Annotated in this window: 10 protein-coding genes; 5 read left to right on the forward strand and 5 right to left on the reverse strand. The window is 75.1% G+C overall.

Annotated elements, in window-relative coordinates:
• Positions 1 to 818 precede the first annotated feature (818 nt).
• Positions 819 to 3,716 carry a glycoside hydrolase family 48 protein gene (locus ABIH81_RS18465; protein ID WP_349881148.1) on the forward strand — a complete coding sequence of 966 codons (2,898 nt, stop codon included), beginning with the start codon at positions 819 to 821 and terminating at the stop codon, positions 3,714 to 3,716.
• Between the two features lie 288 nt (positions 3,717 to 4,004).
• Here the strand turns inward: ABIH81_RS18465 and ABIH81_RS18470 are convergent, their stop codons facing one another.
• Positions 4,005 to 4,685 carry a DUF3159 domain-containing protein gene (locus ABIH81_RS18470; RefSeq protein WP_349881149.1) on the reverse strand — a complete coding sequence of 227 codons (681 nt, stop codon included), beginning with the start codon at positions 4,683 to 4,685 and terminating at the stop codon, positions 4,005 to 4,007.
• Between the two features lie 102 nt (positions 4,686 to 4,787).
• Here ABIH81_RS18470 and ABIH81_RS18475 point away from each other — a divergent pair, with 102 nt between their 5' ends.
• A complete protein-coding gene (locus ABIH81_RS18475; RefSeq protein WP_349876134.1) occupies positions 4,788 to 5,669 on the forward strand; it encodes a phosphatase PAP2 family protein in 882 nt (293 codons plus the stop codon).
• Positions 5,657 to 6,346, forward strand: coding sequence for a maleylpyruvate isomerase N-terminal domain-containing protein (locus ABIH81_RS18480; protein WP_349876135.1), 690 nt, complete (start codon positions 5,657 to 5,659; stop codon positions 6,344 to 6,346). The genes ABIH81_RS18475 and ABIH81_RS18480 overlap by 13 nt, the downstream gene beginning before the upstream one ends.
• Before the next feature lie 7 nt (positions 6,347 to 6,353).
• Here the strand turns inward: ABIH81_RS18480 and ABIH81_RS18485 are convergent, their stop codons facing one another.
• A complete protein-coding gene (locus ABIH81_RS18485; protein ID WP_349876136.1) occupies positions 6,354 to 7,193 on the reverse strand; it encodes a DUF1028 domain-containing protein in 840 nt (279 codons plus the stop codon).
• A 46-nt stretch (positions 7,194 to 7,239) separates the two neighbouring features.
• Positions 7,240 to 8,451: a low temperature requirement protein A gene (locus ABIH81_RS18490; protein WP_349876137.1), complete on the reverse strand. Its 1,212-nt coding sequence runs from the start codon at positions 8,449 to 8,451 to the stop codon at positions 7,240 to 7,242.
• A 144-nt stretch (positions 8,452 to 8,595) separates the two neighbouring features.
• Here ABIH81_RS18490 and ABIH81_RS18495 point away from each other — a divergent pair, with 144 nt between their 5' ends.
• Positions 8,596 to 9,570: an LLM class F420-dependent oxidoreductase gene (locus tag ABIH81_RS18495; RefSeq protein WP_349881150.1), complete on the forward strand. Its 975-nt coding sequence runs from the start codon at positions 8,596 to 8,598 to the stop codon at positions 9,568 to 9,570.
• Position 9,571: 1 nt separating this feature from the next.
• Positions 9,572 to 10,372: an SDR family oxidoreductase gene (locus ABIH81_RS18500; protein WP_349876138.1), complete on the forward strand. Its 801-nt coding sequence runs from the start codon at positions 9,572 to 9,574 to the stop codon at positions 10,370 to 10,372.
• 84 nt (positions 10,373 to 10,456) lie between these two features.
• On the opposite strand, the gene ABIH81_RS18505 is transcribed toward ABIH81_RS18500, so the two are convergent.
• Both ABIH81_RS18505 and ABIH81_RS18510 read right to left on the reverse strand, forming a co-directional pair.
• Complete coding sequence (locus ABIH81_RS18505) at positions 10,457 to 12,778, reverse strand: DUF3488 and transglutaminase-like domain-containing protein (protein WP_349876139.1); 2,322 nt, start codon at positions 12,776 to 12,778, stop codon at positions 10,457 to 10,459.
• Positions 12,772 to 13,926, reverse strand: a complete 1,155-nt coding sequence (locus tag ABIH81_RS18510; protein WP_349876140.1) for a DUF58 domain-containing protein — start codon at positions 13,924 to 13,926, stop codon at positions 12,772 to 12,774. The genes ABIH81_RS18505 and ABIH81_RS18510 overlap by 7 nt, the downstream gene beginning before the upstream one ends.
• Positions 13,927 to 13,928: the final 2 nt, after the last annotated feature.

The raw sequence follows: 13,928 nt of genomic DNA on the forward strand, positions 1-13,928 counted from the left end.
GGAGCGCTCCCATCATAGCCAGGGAGCGGCCGGCCCCGATCCGGCGGTCGCGGCGAGGTGCGGCGCGGCCGGCGGGCGGCCGGAAAGTGGGTGGGCGGGGGCGTCGCTCGGGAACGTCGCTCGCGGCGGCGTGAGCGGCGAGGGGTGGGGCAGATAGCGAGAAAGGCCGTCCGGGTGGCGTGGCACGCCTGTCCCGTCGGCCTCTTTTGCCGTCGACAACGGGGGTTTAGTGTGGGGACGGGGGAGGGCAACCCCCGTCCCCACCGATGGTGCACACACGCACGAAGTGGAATTGGCGTCCGTCGTGCGCGTCGCGCGGGAGCCGGGCCACGCGAGTGGCTCTGGTTCCACCTCCCTCCGTCTGGCGGGTGGCGGCCGGCGGCGGCGTCCGGGCTGGTCCGCCGTCGGCCTCTGGGCCGATGCGCCGGGCACGGGTGTACCCGGCGATCCAGTACTTGCATCTCCGTCGATGGAAGCGCTCCCATCGGCGATGCTGCGACTGTAACGCCCGTCACGGGTTTGGAAAAGCCCCTAAACGAGATCGAAACATGGAAGCGCGTATCTACGCTGGCCGTTGTGGTGGGAGCGCTTCCATGTCACACTCTCGTCACGCCACGCGGAGCCAGTGAACGCGAGCGCGGGCCGCCGAGGGCACCCGGTGACGAACCGGTGCGGCGCCCCGATCCCCGGCACGGCCGGGACGACCACCTTTCCGGACGCCTCCGTCCCCCCGCGTACGCCCCGTCGGCGCGTGGAGGCGCCCCGCCGGGGCCCACGGTCCCGGCCCGGTCCGAGGAGACACCGCCCACATGAGACTTCTGGCCAGACGTCGCCGTACGGCGATGGTCGCCGCCACCGCCCTCGTCATAGGCGGGGTGGCCCTGCCCGCGGGCGCCGCACAGGCCGCACCCGCCTGCGACGTGACCTATGCGACGAACGACTGGAACAACGGGTTCACCGCCAACGTCACCATCAAGAACCTGGGCGACGCGCTGAACAACTGGTCGCTGAAGTTCGCCTTCCCGAACAGCAGCCAGCGCGTGACCCAGGGCTGGTCGGCCCGGTGGAGCCAGTCCGGCAGCGAGGTCACCGCCACGAACGAGTCGTGGAACGGCAGCCTGCCCACCGGCGCGTCCACCAGCATCGGCTTCAACGGCAGCTACAGCGGCAGCAACCCGAAGCCCACCGCGTTCACCCTCAACGGGGTCGCCTGCAACGGCGCGCAGACCAACCAGCCGCCGACGGTCTCCCTGAGCGTGCCGTCCGGCCCGTTCGAGGCGCCGGCGGACGTGCCGCTGACCGCGACCGCGAGCGACGCCGACGGCACCATCAGCAAGGTCGAGTTCTACCGCAACGGCCTGCTGGTCAACACCGACACCACCGCGCCGTACGGCTACGACCTGCTCGACCTGCCGGCCGGCAGCTACACCGTGCAGGCCAAGGCGTACGACAACGCGGGCGGCACCGCCGTCTCGGAGAAGTCGTTCACGGTCACCGCGGCGAGCGGGCCGAGGCTGGTCGCCAGCCCGTCCGCGGTCACCGTCGCCGAGGGCGGCAGCGCCACGGTCCGGTACACGCTCAGCGCGGCGCCCACCGCCAACGTGCCGGTGACCCTCGCCGTCACCGGTGACAGCGACATCACGGTCTCGCCGTCCACGCTGACGCTCACCTCGAGCAACTGGAGCACCGGCGTCACCGCCACGGTGTCGGCCGCGGAGGACTCCGACACGGTCGGCGGCACCGCCACGATCACCGCGTCGGCCACCGGCTACGCCCCGATCTCCGTCGTCGCCACCGAGGCGGACAACGACACCCCCGGCGGCGACAACGCCTACATCACGAAGTTCCTCGACCAGTACGGCAAGATCAAGAACTCGGGCTACTTCAGCCCCGAGGGCGTGCCGTACCACTCGATCGAGACGCTCATCGTCGAGGCGCCCGACCACGGCCACGAGACCACCTCGGAGGCGTTCAGCTTCTGGCTCTGGCTGGAGGCGCAGTACGGCCGCGTCACCCAGAACTGGGCCCCGTTCAACAACGCCTGGACGGTAATGGAGAAGTACATCATCCCGTCGCACGCCGACCAGGCCACCGCCGGCTCGCCCGGCACCCCGCAGTACGCCGCCGAGCACAACCTGCCCAGCCAGTACCCGTCGACACTGGACGCCAACGTCCCGGTCGGCCAGGACCCGCTGCGCTCGGAGCTGCAGTCCACCTACGGCACCGGTGACATCTACGGCATGCACTGGCTGCTCGACGTGGACAACACCTACGGCTACGGCCGCTGCGGCGACGGCACCACCCGGCCCGCCTACATCAACACCTTCCAGCGGGGCACCCAGGAGTCGGTGTGGGAGACCGTGCCGCAGCCGTCCTGCGACACGTTCAAGCACGGCGGCCCGAACGGCTACCTGGACCTGTTCGTCAAGGAGTCCAGCGCCCCGGCCAAGCAGTGGAAGTACACCAACGCCCCGGACGCCGACGCGCGTGCCGTCCAGGCCGCCTACTGGGCGCTGACCTGGGCCAAGGCGCAGGGCAAGCAGGCCGACGTGGCGGCCACCGTGGCCAAGGCCGCCAAGATGGGCGACTACCTGCGCTACGCGCTGTTCGACAAGTACTTCAAGAAGATCGGCAACTGCGTCGGGGCGTCCACCTGCCCGGCCGCCAGCGGCCGTGACTCGGCGCACTACCTGCTCTCCTGGTACTACGCCTGGGGTGGCGCGTACGACGCCTCGCAGAACTGGTCGTGGCGGATCGGCTCCAGCCACAGCCACTTCGGCTACCAGAACCCGTTCGCGGCCTGGATCATGACCAACGTCGCGGAGCTGAAGCCGAAGTCGCCGACCGCGGCCTCCGACTGGCAGAAGAGCCTCGACCGGCAGCTGGAGTTCTACACCTGGCTCCAGTCCGCCGAGGGCGGCATCGCTGGTGGCGCCACCAACAGCTGGGACGGCAGCTACGCCCAGCCGCCGGCCGGCACCGCCACCTTCTACGGCATGTTCTACGACGTCGACCCGGTCTACAACGACCCGCCGTCGAACCAGTGGTTCGGCATGCAGGCCTGGTCGATGCAGCGCATCGCCGAGCTGTACCTGGAGACCGGCAACGCGAAGGCCAAGGCGCTGCTGGACAAGTGGGTGCCGTGGGCGATCGCCAACACCACGCTCGGCACCAACTGGTCGATCCCGTCGGACATGAAGTGGACGGGCCAGCCGGCCAACTGGAACCCGAGCAGCCCGCAGCCGAACACCAACCTGCACGTCGAGGTGACGGTCAAGGGCCAGGACGTCGGCGTGGCCGGCGCCTACGCCCGCACGCTCATCGCGTACGCGGCCAAGTCCGGCAACACCGCGGCGAAGGACACCGCCAAGGGCCTGCTGGACGCGCTCTCGGCGTCCGCCGACAGCAAGGGCGTCTCGACGCCGGAGAAGCGCGGCGACTACAAGCGCTTCGACGACGTCTACAACGCCGCCGACGGCCAGGGTCTCTACGTCCCCAACGGCTGGACCGGGAAGATGCCCAACGGCGACGTGATCGCCCCGGGCAAGAGCTTCCTGGACATCCGGTCGTTCTACAAGAACGACCCGGACTGGCCGAAGGTGCAGGCGTACCTGGACGGCGGTCCCGAGCCGGTCTTCAACTACCACCGGTTCTGGGCGCAGGCGGACATCGCCATGGCGTACGCCGACTACGGCACCTACTTCCCGCAGGGGTGAGGTGACCCCTCCTCCGCAGGCGGATCAGAGCCCGCCTGCGGAGGAGGCCGACCCGGCCGATGGGGGAACGGAGCGGCCGGGTCGGCGAACGGCCTGACGCCCACGGTCAGGCCGGGTGGGCCGGCCGTCCGGCCGACGCAGCGGACCGGCCGGCCCACCACTCCGCCCGGCGACGACCCATGGCGCGAAAAGGCACGGAAAATTCAGCGGTCCACGGGATCACATCCGGGCCCGGGACGGAGTACCGTATTTGACGGAGAGGCCGCTCCCCCCGTGGCGGCCTCTCCATTATTCTGTGCGCGCCACCACACCGTCCGCGTCCGCCGGGTCCACCGGGTGCCGCAGCCCCGGATGACCGGCCGGCAGCGAGCGCCGGATCACCACCCAGCTCCCCGCCAGCGCCGCCGCGATCAGCGGCCAGGTCAGCGCCGCCCGCGCCACGGTCAGCGCGACCACCTGCCCGTACAGCCACAGCGGGACGAACACCGCGACCCGCAGCACGTAGGTGGCGGCCCACACCCAGCTGGCCCGGCCGTACGCCCGCAGCAGCGCCGGGTCGCGCCGCCACCGGGTCCGCTGGCCCAGCGCCGTGCCGACCACCACACCCAGCAGCGGCCACCGCACCACGATGCTCACCACCCAGGCCAGCGCGCTCGCCGTGTTGGCGGCGATCTGGAGCAGGAAGAAGTCGGCGGCCCGGCCGGTGCGCAACGCGATGAGCGCGGCCACGCAGACCGCGAGCAGCCCGACCAGCACCGAGCGGGGACGGTCGCCGCGCCGCCACCGCCAGCCGGCCACCGCCGTGCCGGTCAGCACCGCCGCGAGCACGCCGCCGCCCAGGCCGCCGAGCACCCAGCCGAGCCCGAACGCCAGCGGAGGAAGCGTCGCGTCCACCGCCCCGCGCCGGCCGCCGAGCAGGTCGGCCAGCGACTCCGGCCGCGGCCCGTCCTCCGGTTGCCGCTGCGGCATGCCGGTCACTCGCCACCTCCTCGAAATCGCCCGCCTCACCGTACGCCGCCGCCGATGGCGCTCCGCCGCGCGCCGGAGCGCGCCTACCGCTAAGTTGTCCGGGTGCGGGAGACGGCGAGGGGTTGGACGGCGGTCTGGTTGGTCGTACTGGCCCTGATCCAGACAGCCGCGTTCGGGCTGGTGTGGCGCTTCGCCGTACACACCGAACTGGGCCAGTGGCTGGACACGGTGGCGCTCACCGGCAACCGGATCGGCCAGGACCGCATCGACGATCCGGTGAACACGATCCTCAACGCCATGTCGGTGGTGTCGCTGCTGGCCGCGACCGCGGTGATCGGCTTCATCGCGCTGATCCGGGGGCGCAAGGCGCTCGCCGTCACCGCGACGCTGCTGATCGCCGGGGCCAACGTGACCACGCAGCTGCTCAAGTACTACCTGGTCCGTCCGGACTTCGGCATCGACCCGGAACGGGCCGCCGCCGGCAACAGCCTGCCCAGCGGGCACACCACAGTGGCCGCCTCGGTGGCGGTCGCGCTGATCCTGGTGCTGCCGCGCAAGCTGCGGGTCGCCGGTGCGTTCCTCGGCGCCGGGTACGCCGCCGCGGCGGGCGTCGCCACGCTCTCCGCCGGCTGGCACCGGCCCAGCGACGCGGTCGCCGCGTACCTGGTGGTCGGCGCGTGGGCCGCGGTCGCCGGGCTGGTGCTGCTGTTCTTCCAGCGGGAGCAGGCGGTGGTGGAGCCGGGCGACGCGCACCGGGTGGCCGGCGCCGTGCTCGGCGGCGCCGGCGTGGTGGCCCTGCTGGCCTCCGCGGTGGCGCTGTCCTGGCTCGTCGACCGTTCCACCATCCCGGTCGAGGCGCTCGGCCGCCGTCCGCTGTTCATCGGGTACGCGGGCAGCGCGGCCGGCATCGCCGGCACGATCGCCGTGGTGGCCGCGCTGGTGCTGGCCGTGGTGCACCGGCTGGTGCCCCGATGGAAGGGCTGACGCCGGTGCAGACCGTACGGGTGGCGTTCCGGGCCGAGTGCGAACGCCTGGAACGGGTGCTGCGTGACCTGGACGACGCGGCCCTGGACCGGCCCACCCCGTGCCCGCCCTGGCGGGTACGCGACCTGGTCGCGCATGTGAGCACCGGAGCCGGGCGCCTGGCCGGGATGCTCGCCGAACCCGCGCCGCCCCGGGCCGAGGTCGACGCCGCCGCCTACTTCGGCGCGGCCAAGTTCAGCCCGCCGGTCGACCGGGACCGCGTCGACTCGGCACGCCGGGCGGCCCGGGAGCACCCGGGCGCGGCCGAGGTGGCGGGGGAGTTCGGCCGGGCCTGGCGCGCCACCGACGAGGCGGTCGCCGCCGCGCCGCCCGGCCGGGTGGTACGCACCCGGCACGGTGACGCGATGGCGCTGCCGGAGTTCCTGCGTACCCGGGTGGTGGAGGTCGCGGTGCACGGCCTGGACCTGGCCGACGCGCTGGACCGGCCGCCGTGGCTGACCCCGCCCGCGGCGGCCGTGGTGGCCGGCGTGCTCACCGGCGGCGTGCCGGTGCCGCCGGGCCTGCGCTGGGACGCGCTCACCGTGCTGCGCAAGGCCACCGGGCGGCTGCCGCTGACCGGCGACGAGCGCGCCGAGCTGGCCCGCGCCGGCATCGGCCGGCTCGCCTTCGGCGGCTGACCTCCGCTCAGCGCCCGGCGCACCGCCGCAGGTGCTCGAGCACGATCGGGTCGATCCGGCCGGGCACGAAGCGTTCCTCCAGGTTCTCCAGACCGGTCCAGGCGGCCAGCGCGTCGTCCAGGCCGGCCGGGCCGACCGGGTTTCCGGTGGCGGCGAGCAGTTCCGCCACCTCGGCCGCGAGCGGGCCGGTGAGATCCCGCAGCGTGGCCGGGTCGGGGCGGCCGAACAGCATGTGGTGGATGCCGAGGAGGCGGCGCAGCTCGGCGACCGGGTCGGCGTGGTCGTCCACACGCAGGTCCACCAGTTCGTCGCCGGTGCCCGCGTAGCCGCCGTGGCGCTGCACCACGAGTATCGCGGCGCTCTGCCGGCCGCGCCGGTCACCGCCGGCCGCGTCACCGGCGGTGAGCGCCGCCAGCATGCGCTGCGGGAACGGCAGGTCGTGGCGGGCCAGCCAGGCGTCGCGCAGCGCGTCGATCACCTGCGGGCCGGTCAGGATGTTGCCCTGCGCGGACCAGCCGTCGCCGGCCTGCCCGCCGGCCCACGGATGGCAGCGCGGCCCGGTCCAGGTGGCCCCGTCGCCGGTCGCCCCCACCACGGCGAGCTGCCGGTCGTCGCGGCCGGGGTCGGCGGCGACCAGCCCGGCCACCGCGTCGCCGGCGCTGACGCCGGTACGCAGCAGCGCGAGCGCCTGCGCCCGGTAGGCGAGGTTGGCGTGCGCCTGGGTGGCGACCGCGCCCACCAGTGCCTCGGCGGCCGGCACCAGCGCCCCGGCGGCGAGGAAGCGGCTGGCCACCGCCACCCCGTACAGGTGCCCGTCGGCGGAGCGGGCGACGAGCGAGAAGGTCACGCGCGGATCGTAGCCCGGGCGCGGTGCGCCGCACCGGCGTCGCTGCTCAGAACGGCGTCGCCGCCTCCTCGGGCGGGCGGCCCCAGGCGCGGCGCGCGTCGGCCACCGCCACCGCCGTGAGGACCACCGCGGCGAGGACCGCCGCGACGAGCGGCGCGAGGCGCACCAGCAGCGGTACGGGCAGCAGCAGCGCGGCGATCCCCACCAGCCGGGACGGGGAGACGCGGCCGAACACCTCGTACTCGAAGCGGGCCCGGCCGGCCAGGAACAGCGCCGGTCCGCCGAGGATCACGGCCAGCCAGGGCAGCTCGTTGTGCCCGGCCGGGTGCTCGATGACCAGTTCGTAGCCGATCGCGGTGGCGACCACCCCGATCACCATGACCAGGTGGGTGTCGGCGGCGGACCGGCCGATGGTGGCGGGATGAGCGGCCCGGGTCACCGCCTCGCCCAGGATCTTCCCGGCCCGCTGCACGTAGATCCGCCACAGCAGCACCGAGGTGGCCAGCGCGACGGCGAACGCGGTGACCATGCCGGGGCTGGTGGGGGAGCGGGTGAACGACAGGCCGGCGAGCAGGATCGTCTCGCCGAGCGCGACCAGGAAGATCTGCTGGTAGCGCTCGGCCAGGTGCTCGCCGTGGATGTCCCACCGGGACACCGTCGAGCGGCCCAGGCCGGGCACCGGCCAGCCGAACCGGGCGGCGAGGTACTCGATCAGCAGCGCCGTCGTCCACAGCACCACCCGGGCGCTGCCCGGCAGCACCGCGCCGGTCAGCCAGAGCACGCCCGTGGCGCAGAACGTGATCAGCATGCGCAGCTTGAGCCGCCGGTACTGCTGCTTGTGCAGCACCAGCACGAGGATCGCCGGCCGGGTCACCTGCGCCACCACGTACGCGGTGGCGAACATCAGGCCGCTGTGGCTGAACGCGCGGGGGATCGCCACTCCCATCACCATCGCCGAGATCAACGCGGTGATCACGATGACCTGCAACCACAGGTGGTGCGGGTCGTAGCGGCTGGTGGTCCACGCCGTGCCCTGCCAGACGGCCCAGAGCGCGAGCAGCAACAGCAGCGTCTTGCCGCCGCCGGTCACCGCCGCCCAGCCGGTCTGCCCGCCCTCCAGCGCCAGATCCTCGAAGGCGCGCGCCGAGACCCGGGTCAGCGCGAACACGTACACCAGGTCGAAGAAGAGCTCCAGGAACGTGGCCCGGTCGGGCCCGCCGCCGGACGTGCGCAGCGCGGCCGGCTCGGCGGTCCTCACCGCCGGGCCCCGTCCCCGGTCCGACTCATGCGGCAGTCGTAACACTCTTTCCCGGCGACACGGTGCGGATCACCCATATCCGCCTGGATCTTGCTCCCGGCGGTGCCGGACGGGCACCATCGACGGGTGACGAACCGATGGGGCATGACCGTGCCGCTGGGCGGTATTCCGCTCGCCGACCACGCCGCGGTCTACGCGGCTCTGGACGACGCCGGGTTCACCGACGTCTGGTCGTCGGAGGTGGCCGGCGCGGACGCGTTCACCCCGCTGGCCCTGGCCGCCGCCTGGTCGCCGCGGCTGCGGCTCGGCACCGCGATCACGCCGGTGTTCACCCGGGGGCCGGGACTGCTCGCGATGAGCGCCGCCGCGCTCGCCGAGGCCGCGCCGGGCCGCTTCGCGCTCGGCGTCGGCGCCTCGTCGCCGGTGCTGGTGCGGGACTGGAACGCGATCGGATTCGACGAGCCGTTCAAACGCACCCGGGACGTGCTGCGCTTCCTGCGGGCCGCGTTGCGCGGCGAGACCGTCGACGGCGCGTTCGACACGTTCGCCGTCCGGCGGTTCGCGCTGGAGCGCCCGCCCAGCGTGCCGCCGCCGGTCCTGCTGGCCGCGCTGCGCCCCGGCATGCTGCGCCTGGCCGCCGCCGAGGCCGACGGGGTGATCCTCAACTGGCTGGCCGCCGACGACGTGCCGACCGCGCTCGCCGAGGTGGGCGAGCGCCGGCCCGGCTTCGACGTCGCCGCCCGCATCTTCGTCTGCCCCACCGAGGACACCGCCTACGCCCGCGCGCTGGGCCGCCGCATGATCACCGGCTACCTGACGGTGCCCGCGTACGCCGCCTTCCACAGGTGGCTGGGCCGCGCGGACTCGCTCGGCCCGATGTGGCAGGCGTGGGCCGCGGGGGACCGGCGGGGCGCCTCCGCCGCCGTACCGGACGAGGTGGTCGACGCGCTGGTGCTGCACGGCTCGCCCGAGCAGTGCGTGGCCGCCGTCCGCCGGTACGCCGACAACGGCGTCGACGTGCCGGTGCTCGCGGTGCTGCCCACGCCCGAGATCACCGAGGGCGGCGCGGCGGCCTGGATGGACCTGCTGCCGCGGCTCGCCCCCGGGAAGGTGGCCTGAGATGAACCTGACCGACCGGGTGGTGGTGATCACCGGCGGGGCCGGCGGGATCGGCGCGGCACTGGGCCACCGGTTCGCCGCCGAGGGCGCCGCCGCCGTCGTCCTGGCCGACCTGGCCGCCGACGCGGCCCGCGCCACGGCCGGGGCGATCGGCCCGGTGGCCAGCGGTGCCGGGCTCGACGTCACCGACGAGGCGGCCGTACGCGCCCTCGTCGAGGAGACCGAGCGCCGTCACGGCCGGATCGATCTGTTCTGCGCCAACGCCGGCGTGGCCACCGGCGGTGGCATCGACGCGCCCGACGCGGACTGGGACCGGGCGTGGCGGGTGAACGTGCTCGGGCACCTGCACAGCGCCCGCGCCGTACTGCCCGGGATGCTCCGCCGGGGCCAGGGACACCTGCTGCTCACCTGCTCGGCGGCGGGTGTGCTCACGGCTGTCGGCGACGCCCCGTACACCGCCACCAAGCACGCCGCCGTCGGTTTCGCCGAGTGGCTGGCGATCACCTACCGGGACGCCGGCATCCGGGTCAGCGCGCTGTGCCCGCAGGGCGTGGACACCCCGATGCTCGCCGACGGTCTCGCCGAGGGGCACCTGGGCGCGCGGGTGATCGCCGCGTCCGGGGCGATCCTCACCCCGGACCAGGTCGCCGACGCGGTCGTCGCCGGGCTGGCCGAGGAGCGGTTCCTGATCCTGCCGCACCCGGAGGTCGCCGACTACGCCCGCCGCCGCGCCGAGGACCCGGACGGCTGGCAGGCCGGGCTGCGCAAGCTCGTCCGGAAGCTGCGCGCCGCCGACCGCTGAGCCCGGCACGTCGCGGCAGCTCCCTGCCGGGCCGGCCGGCAGCACAGCGGGCAGCCAGCCGCGCGCCGACGCCCAGCCGGTCCGTCAGCGGCGCCACCGCAGCGGACCCGGGTGGATCGTCCACCGCAGCCGCCCCCACCGGGACCGCGCCGCCCGCAGCGCGCCGGCGAAGCCGGCGCTCAGCCGTGCGGCCCGCTCAGCCTGTTCCGGCGTGACGCTGCCCGGCGCGAAGCCCGCCTGGTTGAGCAGAGCGGCCAGCTCGTCGACCGCCGCATCGTCCGGGCCACCGGCCGCCGCGCCGTCCCCGGTCCGGTCCGTGAGCCCGGCCGCGCCGTCTCCGGACCGCGCCGCGCGGGCCTCGGCGAGCGTCCAGCGGGCCCGCTCGGCGACCTCCGCCGCCGCCAGGTCCGGCCCGGCCGGGTGCCCAGCAAGCCGCAGCGCGTCGGTCAGCTCCCGCCACGCGCCCGCGACCCGCTCGCCCGGGTCACCGGCGTCCAGCCGGGAGCGGGTCAGCCGGCGGCGCATCGCGTACAGGGCCGCCAGCGCCGCCCCGACCACCAGCAGCAGGCCGCCGACGCCGACGCCGACCAGCACCGGCGTGCCGAGCCCGCCCTCGTTCCGGCCGGGTGCGGGCGCGGCGGCCGGGGCAGTGGCGCTCGGCTCCTCGGTGGGCGCCGGCACCTCCGACGGCGGCGGATCCTCCGGCTGCGGCCGGAAGTCCTCCTCCACCGGGCGGGGCTCGGAGTCCGGACGCGGCATCGGGTCGAACGGCACCCAGCCGACACCGTCGAACAGCACCTCCGGCCAGGCGTACGCGTCGGCGGCCCGCACCGGACCGTCACCCTCGGGTTCGAACCCGACCACCACCCGGGTCGGCAGGCCGGCGAGGCGGCCGAGCACCGCGAACGCGGCGGCGAACTGCTCCGAGGTGCCCCGCTGCCCTCCGCCGTTTCGCGGTCCGAACAGGAAGAACGTCAGGTTCGGGTACGCGTGCCCGCTGGGCGCGTCGGCGGTCACCCGGTAGTGCTCGGCCAGGAACGTGGCGATCGCGTCGGCACGCGCGTACGGGGCACCGTTGGACTCGGCGAGCTGGGTGGCGAGCCTCCGCAACGGCTCCGGCGCGCCGTCGGCCACCCGCAGCACCCGGGCCACCTCGTCACCGGCGGGCACGTTCGCCGTGGGCAGCAGGTTCGCGTCCGGGCGCTCCCGCACCGAGGACACCTCGTACCGCAGCCCCGGCGCGAGTCCCTCCGGCCGGATCAGCGTCCCGGTCGCCGGGTCGTACGCCACCCGCGCGCCGGTCACCTCGCGCGGCGTGGGCACCGCCGGCAGCAGCCGTCCGGTCAGGTCGCCGACCGTGATCTCCTGGCGCACCTCGTCGGTGGCCGCGCCCGGGGCCGGCTCGGTGGCGGGCAGGATCCGCCCCGCGTTGCGGTACGTGGCGCCGACCCGCCAGGTCACCCCGTCGTAGTCGCTGAGCACCGCCAGCCGGATCCGCGGCGCCCCGTCCCCGGCCGCGCCCCCGGTGGTGCGGACGTCGAGCAGCCGCTGGTCCGGGTTCAGCGCCCACCCGGAGATCCGGATCAGCGGGTTCTCGTCGAGCGACTCCACCCGGGGCGGCTCCACGTAGCGGCGCGGGTCGACCGGCCGCTCGTCGACCTGGGCGGCCACCACCGGGGCGAGCAGCGCCGCCAGCGCCACCACCACTGCCAGCCCGGCCGCGCTGGCCGCCACCAGCCGCAGCCGCACCGCCGCGCGTACCACAGGGGTGAGACCGGCGACCGGATCGGACGCCGGGCCGTCGCGGCGCCCGGGCGTCGCCAGGCCGGCCGCGGCGACGGCCGCGAACAGCACCGTCGGGCCGATCGCCGGATCCGCGTTCGGCCCGACCACGTAGAGCGCGCCGGCGTAGAGCAGCGCCGGTGGCAGGTAGCCCAGCAGCACCCGCCCGGCCCGCAGCGCCACCTCGGCGGCGGTCAGCCCGGCCAGCCAGGCCGCGACCATCGGGACCAGCACCGTGTCCGGCGCCGGTTCGACCGGGATCATCGCGGTGAGCAGCCGGGGGATCGCGTTGCGGGCCGCGTCGGCAGTCACCTCGCCGAGCCCGCCGGGCAGCGCCGCGTGCGCGGCGGCCAGCCGCAGCGACAGCAGCGTCCACCCGGTCAGCGCGGCCACCGACAGCGGCGCGACCAGCCAGGACGGCAGCCGCCGGGCGGCCACGCTGACCAGCACCGACCCGACCGCCGCGCCGGCCATGAGCCGGGTCAGCAGCGGGTCCGCGTACACCCGGCCCAGCACCACGCCGGAGAGCGCGACCAGCACGACCAGCGCGGCCGGGACCGGCGCGGCCCGCAGCAACCGGGCCGGGCGGCCGTCCGCCGGTTCGACCTGCGGTGGCGTCACCATCGGCGGACCCCGTCCCACTCGGCGGCGAACGCCGCGCCGTCGGCCGCGTCCAGCACCGTGAGACCCGCCGCGCCGGCCGCCGTCGGCCCGTCCGCGCCGAACATCCCGACCACCACCGACGGGTACGCGCCGCGCAGCGCGCCGACGTGCCCCAGGTCGTCGCGGCCACCCGGCCCGGTCAGGAAGATGAGCGTGTCGCCGAGCCGGTCCCGGCGCAGCCTGCTCGTCGCGGCGGGCAGCACCTCCGGGCCGGCGTCCGTCAGCTCCACCGCGGCCAGCCGGTCCAGCGGCCCGGCCGCACCGGCGGGCTCCACCTCGGCCGGTACGACGAGCAGCAGCTGCGCCGGCAGGTCCTCCCGCACGGCGGCGGCCACCACCGACGCCGCCGCCTCACACGCCGACTCGAACGACTCGGCGACACCACCGACCCGGTCCGGGTGCGCGAGCGCGCGGTTGTCCAGCACCACCACCAGGCGCGGCAGGCTGGTGTCCACGTTCTCCCGCACCATCAGCTCACCCACCCGGGCGCTGGTGCGCCAGTGCACGCGGCGCAACTCGTCGCCCACCACGTACTCCCGCAGCGAGTCGAAGGTGATCGACCCGTGCGGCACGCTGTCGGTACGCCCGTCCAGGCTGCGCCCCGCGCCGGTCGGCACCGCGGACAGCGGGTGGATGCGCGGGTGCACCCACACCGGCACGCTGCCGCCGTATCCGCGCGCCAGCGCCACCAGCCCCAGCGGATCCCGGCGCACCACCCGCAGCGGCCCCACCGGAACCACCCCGCGCCGGTGCGTCGGCACCTCGTACCGCACCACCGTGTCCCGGCCCGGGCGCAACCGCAGCAGCGGCACCGGCACCAGCGCGCCGGCGCAGCGGTCCTCGGCCACCAGGTTCGCCGCCCGCAACCGGCCGGTGTTGCGCACGGTCAGCTCCATCGCCGCCGGCTCACCCCGGGCCACCCGGTCCGGGTCGGCCCGCCGGTCCACGCTCAGCCGGGGCCGCCAGGCCGCGTTCACCACGGCGTAGCCGACCGCCACGCCGGCCGCCGCGCCGAGCACTGTCAGCTCCGGGTACGCGTACCGGAACCCCACGCCGAGCAGCAGCAGGGCGGCGACGAGCAACCCGACCCCACGGGCGGTGATCCCCACGC

This window comes from Micromonospora sp. HUAS YX12, from assembly GCF_040215685.1.
Classification (GTDB): Bacteria; Actinomycetota; Actinomycetes; order Mycobacteriales; family Micromonosporaceae; genus Micromonospora; species Micromonospora tulbaghiae.

Coding starts and splice junctions, on each gene's coding strand:
- ABIH81_RS18470 (WP_349881149.1), bottom strand. CDS start 4,685: ATGCCGCAGCGGCAACCGGAGGACGGGCCGCGGCCGGAGTCGCTGGCC.
- ABIH81_RS18480 (WP_349876135.1), top strand. CDS start 5,657: ATGGAAGGGCTGACGCCGGTGCAGACCGTACGGGTGGCGTTCCGGGCC.
- ABIH81_RS18495 (WP_349881150.1), top strand. CDS start 8,596: ATGACCGTGCCGCTGGGCGGTATTCCGCTCGCCGACCACGCCGCGGTC.
- ABIH81_RS18500 (WP_349876138.1), top strand. CDS start 9,572: ATGAACCTGACCGACCGGGTGGTGGTGATCACCGGCGGGGCCGGCGGG.
- ABIH81_RS18505 (WP_349876139.1), bottom strand. CDS start 12,778: ATGGTGACGCCACCGCAGGTCGAACCGGCGGACGGCCGCCCGGCCCGG.